Origin of the sequence: Vibrio sp. 1-2 (7-a), assembly GCF_013048515.1 — a bacterium.
In the GTDB taxonomy this organism is placed as follows: domain Bacteria; phylum Pseudomonadota; class Gammaproteobacteria; order Enterobacterales; family Vibrionaceae; genus Vibrio; species Vibrio diabolicus.
Map to the genome: position 1 here is coordinate 350,787 of NZ_VHSQ01000004.1, position 17,775 is coordinate 368,561.

Genomic DNA, 17,775 nt, shown 5'->3' on the forward strand with positions numbered 1-17,775 from the left:
GATAATGCCAAAACGTACTGACATTCAAAGTATTCTAATTCTTGGTGCTGGTCCGATTGTTATCGGTCAGGCATGTGAGTTTGACTACTCTGGCGCACAAGCGTGTAAAGCTCTTCGAGAAGAAGGCTACCGAGTTATCCTAGTTAACTCTAACCCAGCAACTATCATGACTGACCCAGAGATGGCTGATGCAACTTACATCGAGCCAATTCAATGGGAAGTAGTACGTAAGATCATCGAGAAAGAACGTCCAGATGCAGTTTTGCCAACCATGGGTGGCCAGACTGCACTTAACTGTGCGTTAGATTTAGAGAAGCACGGCGTTCTCGCAGAGTTTGGCGTAGAGATGATTGGTGCAACGGCTGATGCAATCGACAAAGCGGAAGACCGTTCTCGTTTTGATAAAGCGATGAAGTCTATCGGCCTTGAGTGTCCTCGCGCAGATACAGCGAAGAGCATGGAAGAAGCTTACAAAGTTTTAGATATGGTTGGCTTCCCTTGTATCATTCGTCCATCGTTCACCATGGGTGGCACTGGTGGTGGTATCGCGTACAACAAAGAAGAGTTCGAAGAAATCTGTCGTCGCGGTCTGGACTTATCTCCGACCAACGAACTTCTTATCGATGAGTCACTAATCGGTTGGAAAGAGTACGAAATGGAAGTCGTTCGTGACAAAGCGGACAACTGTATCATCGTATGTTCAATCGAAAACTTTGATCCAATGGGTATCCACACGGGTGACTCAATCACAGTAGCACCAGCACAGACACTGACTGACAAAGAATACCAGCTAATGCGTAATGCATCGCTAGCCGTTCTACGTGAAATTGGTGTTGAAACAGGTGGTTCAAACGTACAGTTTGGTATCAACCCGAAAGATGGCCGTATGGTTATCATCGAGATGAACCCACGTGTATCTCGCTCTTCTGCGTTAGCGTCAAAAGCAACAGGTTTCCCAATCGCTAAGATTGCCGCGAAGCTTGCTGTTGGCTTTACTCTGGACGAACTACAAAACGACATCACGGGCGGTGCAACACCAGCATCATTCGAGCCAACTATCGACTACGTCGTAACTAAGATTCCTCGCTTTAACTTCGAGAAATTTGCTGGCGCAAACGACCGTCTGACTACTCAGATGAAATCGGTTGGTGAGGTAATGGCAATTGGTCGTAACCAACAAGAATCTCTTCACAAAGCACTTCGGGGCCTAGAAGTTGGCGCAACTGGTTTTGACGAGATGGTCGATTTAGAAGCACCAGATGCACTGACTAAGATTCGTCACGAACTTAAAGAAGCAGGCGCTGAGCGTATCTGGTACATCGCCGATGCATTCCGAGCTGGCATGTCAGTTGACGGCGTGTTCAACTTGACTCAAATTGACCGTTGGTTCCTGGTTCAAATTGAAGAAATCGTAAAACTCGAAGAGCAAGTTAAGGCGGGCGGCTACGCAGGTTTGACCAAAGAAGTGCTTCGCCAGATGAAACGTAAAGGCTTCTCTGATGCGCGCTTGTCTAAACTTCTTGGTGTCGCTGAAAGTGAAATTCGCCGTGCTCGTGAGCAGTTTGATATTCACCCGGTTTACAAACGTGTAGATACGTGTGCCGCTGAGTTTTCTTCTGACACGGCTTACATGTACTCATCTTACGATGAAGAGTGTGAAGCAAACCCAACAGACAAAGACAAGATCATGGTTCTTGGTGGCGGTCCAAACCGTATCGGCCAAGGTATTGAATTCGATTACTGTTGTGTACACGCATCACTTGCGCTGCGTGAAGACGGTTACGAAACCATTATGGTTAACTGTAACCCAGAAACGGTATCTACTGACTACGATACGTCTGATCGCCTGTACTTCGAACCAGTAACTCTGGAAGATGTACTGTCTATCGCTCGCGTTGAAAAACCAAAAGGTGTAATTGTTCAGTACGGTGGTCAAACGCCACTTAAACTGGCTCGTGCTCTAGAAGCGGCTGGTGTTCCAATCATTGGTACGAGCCCAGATGCTATAGACCGTGCGGAAGACCGTGAACGCTTCCAAGCCGCTGTTGACCGTTTAGGTCTACTTCAGCCAGAAAACGCGACAGTAACAACGATGGAGCAAGCGGTTGAGAAGTCGAAAGAAATTGGCTTCCCATTAGTTGTTCGCCCGTCTTATGTACTCGGTGGTCGTGCGATGGAAATTGTTTACGATGAGCAAGACCTGCGTCGCTACTTCAATGAAGCAGTAAGCGTATCGAACGAGTCTCCAGTTCTACTAGACCGTTTCTTGGATGATGCAACCGAAGTTGATATTGATGCTATCTGTGACGGTGAACGCGTCGTTATCGGCGGTATCATGGAACACATCGAACAAGCCGGTGTTCACTCTGGTGACTCTGCATGTTCACTGCCTGCGTACACGCTAAGTCAGGAAATTCAAGACAAGATGCGTGAGCAAGTTGAGAAGCTGGCGTTCGAACTCGGTGTACGCGGTTTGATGAACACGCAGTTTGCTGTGAAAGACAACGACGTTTACCTAATCGAAGTGAACCCTCGTGCTGCTCGTACGGTACCATTCGTATCGAAAGCGACAGGTGCACCTCTAGCGAAAATCGCTGCACGTGTAATGGCGGGTCAATCTCTAGAGTCACAAGGATTTACTAAAGAGATTATCCCTCCTTACTACTCAGTGAAAGAAGTGGTTCTGCCGTTCAACAAATTCCCTGGTGTTGACCCTCTATTGGGCCCTGAAATGCGCTCAACAGGTGAAGTAATGGGTGTTGGTGCAACGTTCGCAGAAGCTTACGCGAAAGCAGAGCTAGGTTGTGGTGCAGTTTACCCTGAAGGTGGTCGTGCGCTACTGTCTGTACGTGAAGGCGATAAAGAGCGTGTTGTTGACCTAGCTTCTAAGCTAGTGAAACTGGGTTACCAGTTGGATGCGACACACGGTACTGCTGTAATTCTGGGCGAAGCGGGTATTAACCCACGTTTGGTAAACAAAGTACACGAAGGTCGTCCACACATTCTTGACCGCATCAAGAACAACGAATACACCTACATTGTAAACACGGCAGCTGGTCGTCAAGCGATTGAAGATTCGAAAGTTCTACGTCGCGGCGCACTGGCAGAGAAAGTGAACTACACAACGACACTGAACGCAGCGTTCGCTACATGTATGTCTCACACTGCAGACGCAAAAGCGTCAGTAACTTCGGTTCAAGAGTTACACGCTAAAGTGAAAGCGAGTCTAGACGCGTAACAGATAAAAATCAGTAAGCTCGTTAATCAGGGCTTACATGACAACCTCATTGCCCGCTCATTTGAGCGGGCTTTTTTATATTGAGGTTTTTCTAAAATGAAGAGCATTAAAGTGTGCTAGGAACGATTGGTATGCTTTGCTTTTGAAGATCATCAAGCTAATTATGGCAAGCAATATTCCCAAAGATGAAGAAATAGTACTACCACTTGCTACAACAAAGTTGACGCTGTAGGCCTGAGGGATTAAGCCGATCATAATTCTTTAAACAGATAGGTAATTAGCAAAAGTTAAAATAAGCAGTGTTGAGCTTAAAAACTACTAACTATGGAGCTATTCGGTATATTCTTTTTTCTAAGACTAAGTTATAAGTTGATTCTTCAGTATCAAGAGAGTATCCGTTACTTTTTGCAAAAATATCTGCCGCTATTAGTGAAGGATAAAGAAGAAAAAAACTAGTTACCGATATGATTAGAAATACCTTACTAGAATTTTTAAACTCACTTTTAGTTAGGAATTTATTTGATTTTAATGTTTTTACAGACATTCTAGAGCATTCAAATAAGATCAAACTAGAGCCTATGATCAAAATATCAGCCTGATCAAAAGATGAATAACTTTCATTATTATAGATTTTAATATAAAAATCTGACAATCCATCAAAACCACATATTAACAGTGATATTGCGGATACTAATAAAACTATTAAATAAAAAAATACTTGCGTTCGGTCGTAACTCTCTTTTTTCACCGTAACAAACCTCGCTGTATTTCTTGAGAGAAGATCATACTTTGAGTCTTACGTTGAATCTCATTATATTCTTCTTTTGCTCTTTTCTTTGCTTCTATATCTCTTTGCTTTAAGTAAATATCTATAGAGGTTATTAACTTCTGTGTTAAACCTCGTTTATCATTTTCTCTATTCAATAAAAGACCTACAGCCGAGCTTATCAAAATAGCCCCTAATAATGGGCCAGCGCTTAAAGTTACAACACTGCCACCCACTGCTGCGGCAAAGTTTACAAATATAGCTGCTGCAGCTGACGATAACCCGATAGTGATTATATCACTAGCTAAAGTACCAAATAGTTTGGCTAAGGTTTGACGGTCATTGAGGAAAAAGTCAATCACTCTGTATGTGGATATTAAGATAATTGTTATTATGCCCCCACTTCTAATGGATTGTAATGCCCCTTCTGGTCCAACAGCGAACTTTGCCACAGTTGGTGTGGGAAGAAACTTTCCTAATCCAGAAAGCTTTGAGTGCATAGCAGGGGAGCCTGTGAGTATGATATGTGGAGCTCCAGAATAATTTTTGACGATAACAGAGCTATTATTTCCGTACAAATAGTTTGATAAGTTGGTTATAAAAACTAAGTCCTGTCCTGTAGCATAATAGTTTGCTGAATTTTCAAACATTCCCTTTATGTTTTTCCAACGTTCTATTTTCGCTTTGTCTTTTACTTTGTTCTTGACAACGATATCAAAACTCTCGATAGATAAGATAATGGTTTCTTTATCTCGATGTTGATTATTTGATTTATAAAGTGGGTAGGTGCTTATACTACCAGTACTTTTTGAGGATTGATGTCGTGATAAAGGGTAGTTGCTAGTCATGTATTTTCCTCAGATATCGGACTTCGAACGCTGACAATGTAAACTCTACATGCTGAACAGATTTTTTATATTCGTCTAGTTTTATATTTAAAGGTAAGCGTTTGATCTCATTATTAGGAATCGATTTGTGACAGTGATTCAATTCTTCCTAACAACTAAATTTTATATAAAAGTTTGGAATCAAGTTTATGCATTAATTCTATGAAAATTAGGAATAGATTGGTGTCTTGACTTTCCATTGGTGGTTTTGTGAATAAGTGCTACCGTTTTTCCTCTTTGATGCCTCTTTAAATAAAAAAGGATGTGTAGTGGAAATCACGGTTGAGATTTTGTTGGCCCTATTTTTTGTTGCGACTGCCGCAGGCTTTATTGATGCGATGGCTGGTGGGGGAGGGCTCATTACGCTCCCTGCGCTTTTGGCTGCGGGGTTGAGTCCGACTCAAGCTCTAGCAACCAACAAGTTACAAAGTTCGTTTGGCAGTTTCTCTGCTAGCTGGTATTTCGTGCGTAACGGTATTGTCAGCCTAAAGGAAATGCGTTTCGCGATACTCTGCACTTTTATAGGCGCAGCAATCGGTGCCGAGGCTGTGCAGTTTATTGATGCTAGCGTACTCACCAGTTTGATCCCTGTTCTTTTGATAGCCATTTCCCTCTATTTTTTACTCGCGGCAAGTACGCGAAAAATCGATGGAGAACCAAAGTTATCTGAAGCGATGTTTGCGCTATGCATTGGTGGCGGGATCGGTTTCTATGATGGCTTTTTTGGCCCTGGGACTGGATCTATTTTTACTGTTTGTTTTGTTGCACTAGGTCACTTTTCTTTGGTCGAAGCCACTGCTAGAACCAAAATCCTCAATTTCACGTCAAACATTGCGGCACTACTCTTTTTTATCTTAGCTGGGTTGCCAGTGTGGAAGCTTGGCTTAATTATGGCTGTTGGCGGTTTTCTTGGTGCTCAGTTAGGGGCGAAGGTCGTGGTAAGTAAAGGGCAAAAATGGATTCGTCCTCTAGTTATAGTGATGTCGATGCTCATGGCAACGAAACTTCTTTGGCAACAACATCAGCAATGGATTTTGTCAGTGTTATAACTCGTTCTCTACGTTCAACTACGCTTATTCATGAATCATATGTAAAGAAATACTGATATATCTATGATTTCATTATAGCGTGATATCGTACTTAAAATGAAAAAGTAATAAACAATTTTCATTTAATAAAGTTAGAATGCTATGCATTTCTATCAATGAATTTGATAAATATGTTATTAAATTTATCCCTAAGCATGAACAGCTTCGATGGAATAGTTTAAAGGGTAAGTTAGAATTTATTGCAAACTACTATGCAACTGTAGATGATTTGGCGTATTTAGGTAGAGTTGCTGTAGCCTTGTTAGGTAGCGCAGCTCCTATTGCAGTTGAGAAGTATGGTGGTTTTAATCATATTGTAATTAAAGGAACACCTAGTTTACAAAGAAAAGTTATGGCTTTGTCTGGTAAGATTTCGCCACCGATGGCCGTAAGTTTTGCTATAGGAAAAGAAAAGGTATTACAGACGGTTAAGCAAGGTGCAGTTATTACTGTTATTTTTGTCACATCTTATATAATAGCTGAGTATTTATTTAAAGAGTCAAATAAAAGAGTGTTGGCTAAATTATTCGGAGTTATAGCAAGTGACATTATTAAAGTGGGTTTAGCTGCTTTAGTTGCTAGTATAACATTAAATACGATGGTTTCTGTAGGTGTTGTTGCCAGCTTTAAAAATAGTGGTTTTTCATTATGAAAAATGAAGAAATAGATTATAGCACATTTATTATAGGTTCAATTCTATTTCCTATATGTACATATTTTATGATTTATCTTCCGGTATCTGATTTGTTGGATTTTTTTGGAGCAATTTCATCCGATCAGGAAAGTTTATCCTTAGGTGGTCAGAATATTCAGTTATTTTCATCCGGTTTTTTATTTGCTTTGCTTTCTTATGTTTCTATTTATACTGTTTCTACTAAGAGAAAGCCAAATAAAGAAAAACTTAAAAATCTTTTTAAATTATGTTTTGTTTTATTAGTTTCTAGCTTTTTGTTTTCTTATATGTTTAATGAGTGGCTGCTGTCTTATGCTGAAAGTCATGGATACCATTATTCTGAGGAACTTAGTTCTCGATGGTTTTTAAGTGAGTACTATGTTTTTGTAAAATGACTATGAAATACACTTTTACATTATACTCTACTTCAATTGTCTAGTTGTTGTGATGTCGATGCTAATGGCAACGAAACTTCTTTGGCAACAACATCAGCAATGGATTTTGTCAGTGCTTTAACTCGTTTGCTGCGATATGCGCTGTGGCGCAAGCAGATATGTATTGGTCGAATTAACTGTCCTAGTTCTTCAAAGTCATAGCAGAATTTGGGTGTGATATTAAGTGTCTTCAGGATAGATTTAGGAATTAAAGCGGGAGCCATTCCGCCCAAAGCCAGTTGTGCTGCCGCAGTGTATGAATCCATTTCCATCAAAGGCTCAATTCCGTATTTTGACAAAATAGCTTGTTGGTAAGTGTTGGCAGGATTGGTTAAGTCATTGGTCAAAATGGCTTTGGGTAGTTGCGAAAGTGGGTATCTACTGACGATTGAAAAAGGTTCATCAGCGAGGTGAAGGCTCATTAATCCATGATGAGGCGGTAAATAACCGGCACAGAATCCCAGTGTCGCTTTACCTGATTTGACGTTCTCAATAATGCGTGGTGTATGATTGGTCGATATTCGTATGTACTGGTCATGGGCAAAGCGTTCTGCCATGATCACACTAAGGTATCCAGCGACTAAGGTTTCAGAGCAGTCTATCTTGATCAAAGAAGTATCTTCTATTTCTTGCTGATCATAGATCTGACCTCTTAACTCATTGAACGTTGGCTCGATCGTGTTGATGAGCGCAAGGCCATCGGAGGTCAGCTTTATGTGCCGACCACTTGGCTCAATCAATTTTTTTCCTAACTTCTTCTCTAGATTCGAAATGCGCTTACTCACCGCAGATTGACTAATATAGAGTTGGCTGCCCGTGCGGCTCATGGTTTTTTCTTTACTGAGGACAAGTAACGTCTCAATACCTTCAAGCAACATAATAATTAATGAAAGTTAGGAATGGTTGAAATAATTTAGCGAATTGTACAAGAATTGGCGAATCAAATGAGTATAAATGAGAGGAGCCGACACTCAGTCGACTCCATGACCGAATCATGTAATTTGTGTTTAACGATTAATTGCGAAAGTTGGCAGGGATAGATGCCAACGAATAGCACCGAGACGTATAATGAGCGTTGAGATTACACCAGCGAGTAAAGCCGTTGAGTGGTCATAACCCATGTTTACCGCCATCGTATGGAAGATGCCGCCAATAATACATGCCGTAGCGTAGACTTCACTTCTTAATACCATAGGAACTTCGCGAGCCAGCACGTCTCGTATAATGCCACCTCCACAACCAGTAATGACTCCCATGATCACTGCGACCATCCCTGACGCGTTGTAAGCGAGGGCTTTCTCTACACCTATTCCTACAAATACTGCAAGGCCGATCGCATCACAAACGGGTAATACCCACCATGAGAGTCGCTTGGGTCTTCGAATAACAAGCATGGTTAGTAGACACGTAACAAATATCACCCATAAGTACGTAGTATCTGTTATCCAAAATACAGGAGTGGCACCTAGCGCCATGTCTCGGATTGTTCCGCCACCAATAGCAGTCACACTGCCGAGAACGATAACGCCGAATGGATCCATTTTTAAACGGCCCGCCAGTAACACGCCAGAGATAGCGAAAACAGCGGTACCGAACAAATCGATCATATAAAGCAGCATGGAGTCCATGTTACTTAGTACCTTTATATAGTGTGAGAAAAAATGGGCGGAAATTGTACGGTATTTGCCACGAAATCGTTAGCGTTTTTGACGAACGCTTTTAAAGTGCTCACACACTTCTGTGATCGCATTTAGTGTGCGTGGGGTTGGGCGGTTAATCCAATCTGAGTTTAGAGACCAGATGTGTTTATTTCTAAGTGCGGGAAGCTCATTGCTCCACTCTGCCCACATACCATCATTACTCATTGCGTGACGAGAAGTAAAAATAACCTCTGGTTGGCGAGTGATGACCTGCTCGATGCTGACCTGAGGATAAGGCGCGCTGGATGCTGCGAAAATGTTTTCACCACCGCAAAAAGTAAAGACTTCACTTGGCCAGTTCTTCCCGGCGACAGTGATGATAGGCTTTTCACTCAACTGATAAAAGTAACGAACTTTCTCGTGCGTGTTGTACTTCTCTTTTAGTGTATTCAGTTGCGTTCTAAAATCTTCAGCGGCCTTTTGTCCTATTTGCGGGGTTTCGCTGTATTGGCTTAGCTGCTCGATATTATTGGCGATATCTTCCAGTGAGCCTGTAGTGGAATAATAGATAGGAATGCCGAACTGTTTAATTTTCTCCAGCTCTTTTGCCGGGTTTCCTGCCGGCCAAGCAATGACTAAATCCGGTTGAAGAGCAATAATGCGCTCTAATTTAATTCCTTGGTAATTAGAGACTCTTTCCAGCTGCTTTGCCTGCTCTGGATAATCACTCATTTCGCTGACAGCAACAAGCTTGTCTCCTAGCCCTGCCGCAAAGGCAATTTCAGTGGCATGCGGAGCTAAACTTACAATGCGTTGCACTGGTGTTTGGGCGAAGGTCGCTGTCGAAACAAACAGCGTTAATGCGAAGCATAGTTTATTCATCATAATCCTTGATAAATCATTCCTAAAAGCAGACTTTGGATAGCTATCCAAACGAAGACTCGCCAAACGAGCAGCGTATGTATTTGTGAAAGGTGAATAGCCGATGGGGCGATTCGTCCACCGATTTTTGCGCGTTCCGCACGTATACCTTGATAGATAGCAGGGCCGCATAAAGAGAGTTGTAGTTTGTGTCCGATGGTACACAACACCCAGGCGGGCCCGGGCAGTGGCCAAGACTTCGCTTGTTGCTGTACACCAGAAAGCACATTGCTTACGTTCTTTCCTACAGCTAAAAGTATGGCAAAGAGACGAAGTGGAATAATATCCAGAGCGGCAACCAGCTGAACGGCAGGTTTACCAAAGGGCAAATATTGGCGTCGGCTAGGGGACCAAACTCGAGCTAACTCTGTGGTTAGTCGATACATTAACGCACCAATACCACCTGCTAGTGCGTACCAAAATAACACACCGATTACGTTGCGGCTGTATCCCATAATCACAGCTTCTGAGCTTGCTTTACCTATGCCGATGATCGAGAGGCTGTCAGTATCGCGATTAAGATATGGTCTCAGTAATTGTCGGCACTGGGCTTTGTCTTCTCTCGACATACTTGTGACGAGTTGTTTTGTTAAGGCTTCACTGTTGCGCCAGTCCAAAGCAATGATCAATAGCACTAGTTCGTATAAAGGCACTTGCCAAACGAATGGCTCCACGGCAATCAGCAAGATCAAGCAAGGCAATAGCATCAAGCCCAATGCAAGACTGCCGGAGGTCAGGCTCTGTGAGTAACTGTGATTATTGTTCACTTTGTTGGCGAGCTGCTCAGCTAACTTTCGCCATAAAGTGATGGGATGCGATGAACGGGGGATTGGTAAAAGAAGGTGAAAGAGCAGTGCGCCCCACATAATAAGGAGCGCACCGTTGGCATAAAATGACTGAAAAACTTCTTCCATGAATGAGTCGTTTACTTAATGAGTTCCAGCATTTTGAATACCATTTCAGAAGAGCTTTTTGCTGCTAGCGGTAGGAACTCATCAAAGCTCATTGGTGACTCTTTATCAGCGACATCAGAGATTGCACGCACAACAACAAACGGCGTGTTGAATTGGTGACAAGTTTGAGCGATAGCAGATGCTTCCATTTCTACCGCGATAACGGATGGGAAGTGCTTACGAATAAACTCTTGGCGTTCAGCGGTGCAAACAAATGCATCACCAGTACAGATCAGGCCGCGAACTGCATGAGTGTTTTCCATTTGCGCTAGTGCCTTTTCTGCTAAATCCATTAGCTTTTCATCCGCTTTGAATGCAGCAGGCTGGCCAGCCATTTGGCCAATTTCATAACCAAAAGCGGTCACGTCTGCATCGTGATGACGAACTTCTGTTGAGATAACAACATCACCTAGATTTAGGCTTGAATCGAAGCCACCAGCAGAGCCTGTGTTAATCACAACATCTGGCTGGTATTCATCAAGAAGAATGGTAGTGCCTACTGCAGCTGCAACTTTACCGATACCTGATTGTAGTACGACTACTTCTACATCATTAATTTGACCAGAGAAAAACGTACAACCTGCTTTATTTACGGTTTTGCAGTTTGTGATTGCTTCTTTCAGGATGGTCACTTCTTGTTCCATCGCACCGATGATACCAACTTTCATAACACTCTCTTTCGGTAAATATTTTAGTTGGCCGAGAGTATAGCACTCCCCGTGAGCAGTTTTCTATTTGATGAGCTTAGCTTGAGTGAGCTTTTCTCGTAATTGTTCGGCGCGCTTTCTGTTTACGCCAAAGTCAGAATAGCCCACACGTGACTCTGAGCGAACAATCAGTTTGTCTCCTGCTACTTTTAATTCGAGGTCATCCACGAAGCGCATGATTTTAGATGTGCATTCTATCCGAAGGTAATCGCCCTCTTTTACCGCGGTTTTGGCGCCAGGAAGTTGAAGCGCAGCTTGCTCAATGGCATCTAACGTTGCGGATTCAGTGAGCAAAAAAGGTGCTAATTGAAACTTGTCTCTAGAGTCCTGAGTTGAAACGCAATTTGGTTTGTCACCACAAGGTGATTGAGAACGATCTGGCATACTGGTGACCCCTTGGCTGCAGGCTGTAAGGCTGAGTAAAGTGATGGAAAGGAGAGCGGCTTTTTTCATTGTATTTACTCTTATAGTTTTGCTTCTAATTATATGGATACAAAAGAAAAAGGATCCAATAATAGGATCCTTTTTGTGATGTTAGCTGTGATTAGACTTCTAGGTAATCAAGAATGCCTTCTGCCGCTTTTCGCCCTTCATCAATGGCGGTTACGACGAGGTCTGAGCCACGGACCGCATCACCGCCAGCGAAGATTTTCGCATTGCTGGTTTGGTACATGAACGCTTGCTCAACAGGTGCCTTGATACGTCCCCATAGGTCTAAATCGACACCATACGGTTCTAACCAGTCCATTTTGTGTGGCTGGAAACCAAATGCCATGATCACGGCATCCGCAGGCAATACATGTTCGCTGCCTTCCACTGGTTCTGGTCTGCGACGACCTGCATCATCGGGCTCACCTAAAGCGGTTTTTACCACTTTAACGCCCGATACGTTACCTGAGGCGTCGACCTCCACACCGAGTGGTTGCAGGTTAAACATAAACTTCACGCCTTCCTCTTTAGCGTTTTTCACTTCTCGACGTGAACCTGGCATGTTGGCTTCGTCACGACGATAAGCACAAATCACATTGGAGGCTCCTTGGCGAATAGAGGTTCGTACACAGTCCATTGCGGTATCGCCACCACCAAGCACGACCACTTTCTTTCCTGCCATGTCGATAAAAGGTTGGCTGTTCTCAAGCTCCATGACTTTGTAGGTATTCGAAATTAAAAATGGCAGCGCGTCATACACACCCGGCGCATCCTCATTTTCTAGTCCTGCACGCATGTATTTATAGGTGCCAACGCCTAAGAAAATGGCATCGTACTCATCGATTAGATCTTGCATTTGTACATCTTTACCGACTTCCACGTTCATGCGGAACTCGACGCCCATTTCAGTGAACACACGGCGACGATTTTCCATTACCCCTTTTTCAAGCTTGAACGAAGGGATACCGAAAGTCAGTAGTCCGCCGATTTCTGGGTAGCGGTCAAACACGACTGGCTTAACGCCATTGCGCACTAGGATATCAGCGGCTGCCAAGCCTGCTGGGCCAGCTCCAATGATTGCGACCTTTTTATCGGTCCACTCCACCTTGGACATATCTGGCTTCCAGCCCATTTCAAAGGCTTTGTCGGTAATGTACTTTTCTATATTACCGATGGTGACGGCACCAAAGTCATCATTAAGCGTGCATGAACCTTCACATAGGCGGTCTTGAGGACAAACGCGTCCACATACTTCAGGTAAACTATTGGTTTGATGCGATAGCTCAACAGCTTCAAGAATACGTCCCTCATTTGCCAGTTTTAGCCATTGAGGGATGTAGTTGTGTACTGGGCACTTCCATTCACAGTATGGGTTACCGCAATCTAAGCAGCGATCCGCCTGCGCAGTCGCTTGTTGTTTGGTAAACGGTTCATAGATTTCAACGAACTCGATCTTACGAACTTTGATAGGCTTCTTCGCAGGATCTACGCGTTGAACATCGATAAATTGATAAACGTTCTGACTCATGATTCAAACATCCTCCATGATTACTGGGCTTGAACGCGCAGCTCAGCGGCACTGCGGCTCTGGTGACCAAGTAGCGTGCGAAGATCTGCCGCTTGTGGTTTCACCAAATAGAACTTTGGAATCCATTCATCAAAGTTCGCCAAAATATTTTCTGCGTGGCTCGACCCTGTTTCTTCAAGGTGTTCCGCAATCAGGCCGCGCAAATGCTCTTGGTGGATGTATAGATCGGACAATGAAATGGCTTCGACAGATTCAGTATTGACTCGACCTTCAAAGCTTTGGTTTTCATCCAGAACATAGGCAAAGCCTCCGGTCATACCTGCACCAAAGTTCACGCCTGTTGCACCTAGAATGGCAACAATACCGCCTGTCATGTACTCACAAGCGTTATCTCCCGCACCTTCAATGACGGCAATCGTACCTGAGTTACGTACCCCAAAACGCTCACCCGCTTTACCTGCCGCGAACAGTTTACCGCCCGTTGCGCCGTACAAACACGTGTTACCAATAATGGTGGCTTCATGACACTTGAACGCTGTACCTAAGTGAGGTTTAATGGCGATCTTGCCGCCTGCCATCCCTTTCCCTACGTAGTCATTCGCATCACCTGTGAGGTAAAGCTCTACGCCTCCCGCATTCCAAACGCCAAACGACTGGCCGGCAGTGCCGTCAAGATAGATTTTGATAGGGGAAGCCGCCAATCCTTGGTTGCCATAGCGCTTCGCTATTTCGCCAGATAAGCGAGCACCCACAGAACGATCAGTGTTGATGACATTGTAGAAGAAACTTGCTGATTGGCTGTTTTCTACCGCATGCATGGCATCATCAATGATCTTTTGATTGAGCTCAGCTTTATCAAACGGTTTGTTTGGCTCTGTCCAAAACAGCGGATGACCTTCAGGCGAGACGGGAGCTTCTAGAATGTTGGATAGATCCAATTTGGTTTGCTTCGCGGTAAAGCCTTCTACTGCTTCAAGTAAATCGGTACGACCAATCAAGTCCGTCAGTTTTTCAACGCCTAGCTCAGAAAGCAGCTCGCGCACTTCTTCTGCCAGTCCGGTGAAGTAATTCATCACCATTTCTGGTAGACCTTTGAAGTATTCTTTACGCAGTGTCTCGTCTTGAGTCGCAACCCCAGTTGCACAGTTGTTGAGGTGACAAATTCGTAGGAACTTACAACCCATAGCGACCATTGGTGCAGTACCAAAACCGAAGCTTTCTGCACCTAAAATTGCGGCTTTAACTACGTCTAAACCAGTCTTTAGACCACCATCTACCTGTAGGCGGATCTTATGACGCAGACCATTAGCAACCAGTGCTTGTTGTGTCTCTGCTAGACCTAATTCCCATGGACTACCTGCGTATTTTACCGAAGTCAGTGGGCTTGCTGCCGTACCGCCGTCGTAACCCGAGATGGTAATGAGATCAGCGTAAGCCTTGGCTACGCCCGTTGCGATGGTGCCGACACCTGGCTCGGAGACGAGTTTTACCGAAACCAGCGCATTCGGGTTGACTTGTTTAAGGTCGAAGATCAGCTGGGCCAAATCTTCAATTGAATAAATATCGTGATGTGGAGGAGGGGAGATTAACGTCACCCCTTGCACGGAGTAACGTAGCTTGGCGATTTCTGCGGTGACTTTGTGTCCCGGTAGCTGTCCACCTTCACCTGGTTTAGCTCCTTGCGCTACCTTGATTTGTAGTACATCCGCATTAGTAAGGTAATGAGGCGTGACACCAAATCGGCCAGAAGCAATTTGCTTGATGCGCGAGTTACGTTCAGTGCCGAAACGGCGAGGATCTTCACCACCTTCACCGGAGTTTGAATAGCCACCAAGACGGTTCATCGCAGTCGCGAGGGCTTCATGCGCTTCAGGGCTAAGTGCGCCAATGGACATGGCCGCAGAGTCGAAGCGTTTAAACAGTTCGGTTTTCGGTTCTATTTGCTCAAGTGGCAGCGGTGAGTCTGATTTTTTCAGCGACATTAAGTCACGCAACATAGCAACAGGGCGTTGGTTTACCTGCTTAGCAAAGCTCTGATAGTCGTTACTTTCGCCAGATTTAACGGCCTGTTGCAGCGTGCCGACAACATCCGGGTTGTAAGCATGATACTCACCTCCATGGACATACTTTAACAAGCCGCCATGATCAATCGATTTACGTTTCGCCCATGCTTTGCGAGATAAGTTTGTAAGATCTTGTTGGAAGTCGTCAAAATTCGCGCCTTCAATTCGAGTTGTGACGCCTTTAAAACACTGGTCGACCACATCTTGGTTCAAGCCAACTGCTTCAAACAGTTGTGAGCAGCGGTAAGAGGCGATGGTTGAGATCCCCATCTTTGACATGATTTTATACAGGCCCTTGTTGATGCCGTATTGGTAGTTCTGCATCACATCGCGATAGTCTTTCTCTAGTGCCTTATCATCAATCAGTTTACCTAACGCTTCATAAGCAAGGTATGGGTAAACTGCAGTCGCACCAAAGCCAAGCAAGACAGCAAATTGGTGTGGGTCACGTGCAGTTGCGGTTTCGACTACAATGTTGGCATCGCAACGTAAGTTCGCATCAATCAAACGAGTTTGAACGGCGCCGACTGCCATTGCCGCTGGAATTGGTAACTTGCCTTTGACCAAAGCGCGATCTGAAAGTACCACTAAAACCGTGCCTTCACGTACGACTTGCTCTGCTTGCTCACAGAGATCATTAATGGCTTGTTTAAGATCTTTCTCTTGTGGGTCGTAGTTGATATCTAGAATGGTATTACGGTAGTGATCGTCACCAAGCTCGAGCAGTTGCTGCATGTCTGAATAAAGCAGTACAGGCGAATCAAATGTTACGCGATGCGCGTGGCCATCGGTTTCACAGAAGACATTCATTTCCTTACCGATACTGGTCGCCAGTGACATCACGTGTTTTTCACGCAGTGGATCGATCGGTGGATTGGTGACCTGAGCGAATTTCTGGCGGAAGTAGTCAGTTACCAAGCGCTCTTTTGAGGAGAGCACTGCCATTGGAGTATCGTCACCCATAGAACCAACGGCTTCTTGGCCCATTTCTCCGAGTACACGCAGAACTTGGTCGACTTCTTCGTTCGTCATCGCGAATTGCTTTTGATAAGTCTTAAGTAAGTCTTCATCAAAGCTGCGCTCGCCTACTTGATCCTCAGGTAGCTGAGAAAATGGTGTGAGTTTGCGAATGTTGTTTTCCATCCATTCGCGATAAGGGTGACGAGATTTCAGATCATTATCGATCTCGCTAGACTGCCAAAGCTTACCTTTACGAGTGTCGATGACGAGCAATTCACCCGGACCTACACGCCCTTTTTCGGCAACTTCATCTGGGGCGTAATTCCAAATCCCTACCTCAGATGCCAGAGTGATCAACTTGTCTTTGGTAATTACATAACGTGCAGGACGCAGACCATTTCGGTCTAGATTACAAGCAGCATAACGACCATCGGACAGTACGATACCTGCTGGGCCATCCCATGGTTCCATGTGCTTGGAGTTGAAATCGTAAAACGCCCGCAGATCCGGATCCATATCTGGATGGTTTTGCCATGCAGGCGGCACAAGCATACGCATGGCGCGGAAGATATCCATGCCACCAGCTAAGAAGAGATCCAGCATATTATCTAAGCTAGAGGAGTCTGAACCTGTCTCGTTCACAAATGGTGCTGCAGTTTGAAGATCGGGCAGTAGTGGTGACGAGAACTTGTAAGCGCGCGCGCGCGCCCATTGGCGGTTACCTTCAATGGTGTTGATCTCACCGTTATGAGCAAGATAGCGGAACGGCTGAGCCAATGGCCAACGCGGTTGAGTATTGGTAGAAAAACGCTGGTGGAACAGACAGATAGCGGATTCCATGCGTAGATCAGCAAGATCAAGGTAGAAGCGAGGTAAGTCCGCAGGCATGCACAGGCCTTTGTACACCAAAACTTGAGTCGACAAGCTACAGATGTAGAAATCAGGATCTTCGGTGATTTGTTTCTCGATGCGACGGCGTGCGATGTAGAGACGACGTTCAATGTCACGCTCTCGCCAACCAGCCGGTGCAGAGATAAAGACTTGCTGAATATTTGGAAGCGAGTTAGCCGCAATTGGACCGAGCACTTCTGAATTGGTTGGAACTTCACGCCAACCGGCCACTGTTAGCGTCTCTTGCGCAAGTTCTCTGTTGACGATGTCTTTAGCGAGTTGAGCTTTGACCGGATCTTGGTTGAAGAAAATCATCCCTACGGCGTATTGCTTGCCAAGGTTGAAACCATTTTCTTCGGCAATAAGACGTAAATAGGAATCGGGCTTTTGTAATAGAAGACCACAACCATCACCGGTTTTACCATCGGCGGCAATACCACCACGGTGGGTCATTCGGTCAAGTGCAGAAATTGCTGTACGAACCAGCTTGTGGCTTTGTTCGCCTTCCATATGCGCGATCAAGCCAAATCCACAGTTGTCTTTCTCAAGACTTGGATCATAAAGAGCCATTGCAATTCTCCCTTTGCTTATCCGTCA

General features: G+C 44.6%; 14 protein-coding genes. 4 read left to right on the forward strand and 10 right to left on the reverse strand.

The annotated features are described in order from the left end of the window. The first annotated feature begins 4 nt into the window (after nucleotides 1-4). A complete protein-coding gene (gene carB / locus FKN08_RS14150) occupies nucleotides 5-3,238 on the forward strand; it encodes a carbamoyl-phosphate synthase large subunit (RefSeq protein WP_005381854.1) in 3,234 nt (1,077 codons plus the stop codon). Nucleotides 3,239-3,560: 322 nt separating this feature from the next. Here carB and FKN08_RS14155 read toward each other — a convergent pair whose 3' ends face one another. Continuing rightward, nucleotides 3,561-3,986, reverse strand: coding sequence for a hypothetical protein (locus tag FKN08_RS14155; RefSeq protein ID WP_145473186.1), 426 nt, complete (start codon nucleotides 3,984-3,986; stop codon nucleotides 3,561-3,563). Further along, complete coding sequence (locus FKN08_RS14160) at nucleotides 3,983-4,852, reverse strand: hypothetical protein (RefSeq protein WP_104974495.1); 870 nt, start codon at nucleotides 4,850-4,852, stop codon at nucleotides 3,983-3,985. Before FKN08_RS14160 ends, FKN08_RS14155 begins: the two co-directional genes overlap by 4 nt. 308 nt (nucleotides 4,853-5,160) lie before the next feature. Here FKN08_RS14160 and FKN08_RS14165 point away from each other — a divergent pair, with 308 nt between their 5' ends. From FKN08_RS14165 to FKN08_RS14175, 3 genes are all read left to right on the forward strand, one after another. Further along, nucleotides 5,161-5,940, forward strand: coding sequence for a TSUP family transporter (locus FKN08_RS14165; RefSeq protein WP_170892360.1), 780 nt, complete (start codon nucleotides 5,161-5,163; stop codon nucleotides 5,938-5,940). 136 nt (nucleotides 5,941-6,076) lie between these two features. Beyond that, nucleotides 6,077-6,631, forward strand: coding sequence for a hypothetical protein (locus tag FKN08_RS14170; RefSeq protein ID WP_170892361.1), 555 nt, complete (start codon nucleotides 6,077-6,079; stop codon nucleotides 6,629-6,631). Beyond that, nucleotides 6,628-7,047, forward strand: a complete 420-nt coding sequence (locus FKN08_RS14175; RefSeq protein ID WP_104969066.1) for a hypothetical protein — start codon at nucleotides 6,628-6,630, stop codon at nucleotides 7,045-7,047. The genes FKN08_RS14170 and FKN08_RS14175 overlap by 4 nt, the downstream gene beginning before the upstream one ends. A gap of 32 nt (nucleotides 7,048-7,079) precedes the next feature. Here the strand turns inward: FKN08_RS14175 and FKN08_RS14180 are convergent, their stop codons facing one another. From FKN08_RS14180 to gltB, 8 genes are all read right to left on the reverse strand, one after another. After that, nucleotides 7,080-7,964: a LysR family transcriptional regulator gene (locus tag FKN08_RS14180; RefSeq protein WP_104969067.1), complete on the reverse strand. Its 885-nt coding sequence runs from the start codon at nucleotides 7,962-7,964 to the stop codon at nucleotides 7,080-7,082. Nucleotides 7,965-8,093: 129 nt separating this feature from the next. Continuing rightward, nucleotides 8,094-8,714, reverse strand: coding sequence for a TRIC cation channel family protein (locus tag FKN08_RS14185; protein WP_005387377.1), 621 nt, complete (start codon nucleotides 8,712-8,714; stop codon nucleotides 8,094-8,096). Nucleotides 8,715-8,783: 69 nt separating this feature from the next. Further along, nucleotides 8,784-9,608, reverse strand: coding sequence for a vitamin B12 ABC transporter substrate-binding protein BtuF (btuF, locus tag FKN08_RS14190; RefSeq protein ID WP_170892362.1), 825 nt, complete (start codon nucleotides 9,606-9,608; stop codon nucleotides 8,784-8,786). Then, nucleotides 9,608-10,561: a cobalamin biosynthesis family protein gene (locus tag FKN08_RS14195; RefSeq protein ID WP_170892363.1), complete on the reverse strand. Its 954-nt coding sequence runs from the start codon at nucleotides 10,559-10,561 to the stop codon at nucleotides 9,608-9,610. Before FKN08_RS14195 ends, btuF begins: the two co-directional genes overlap by 1 nt. An 11-nt stretch (nucleotides 10,562-10,572) precedes the next feature. After that, complete coding sequence (gene mtnN / locus FKN08_RS14200) at nucleotides 10,573-11,268, reverse strand: 5'-methylthioadenosine/S-adenosylhomocysteine nucleosidase (protein ID WP_005396324.1); 696 nt, start codon at nucleotides 11,266-11,268, stop codon at nucleotides 10,573-10,575. 63 nt (nucleotides 11,269-11,331) lie between these two features. Next, on the reverse strand, nucleotides 11,332-11,760 hold the full coding sequence (locus FKN08_RS14205) for a DUF1499 domain-containing protein (RefSeq protein WP_041852996.1): 429 nt from the start codon (nucleotides 11,758-11,760) through the stop codon (nucleotides 11,332-11,334). 91 nt (nucleotides 11,761-11,851) lie between these two features. After that, nucleotides 11,852-13,264, reverse strand: a complete 1,413-nt coding sequence (locus FKN08_RS14210) for an FAD-dependent oxidoreductase (RefSeq protein WP_170892364.1) — start codon at nucleotides 13,262-13,264, stop codon at nucleotides 11,852-11,854. A gap of 20 nt (nucleotides 13,265-13,284) precedes the next feature. Next, nucleotides 13,285-17,748 (reverse strand): glutamate synthase large subunit, encoded by a 4,464-nt coding sequence (gltB, locus tag FKN08_RS14215; protein ID WP_170892365.1) that lies wholly within the window; start codon nucleotides 17,746-17,748, stop codon nucleotides 13,285-13,287. Nucleotides 17,749-17,775: the final 27 nt, after the last annotated feature.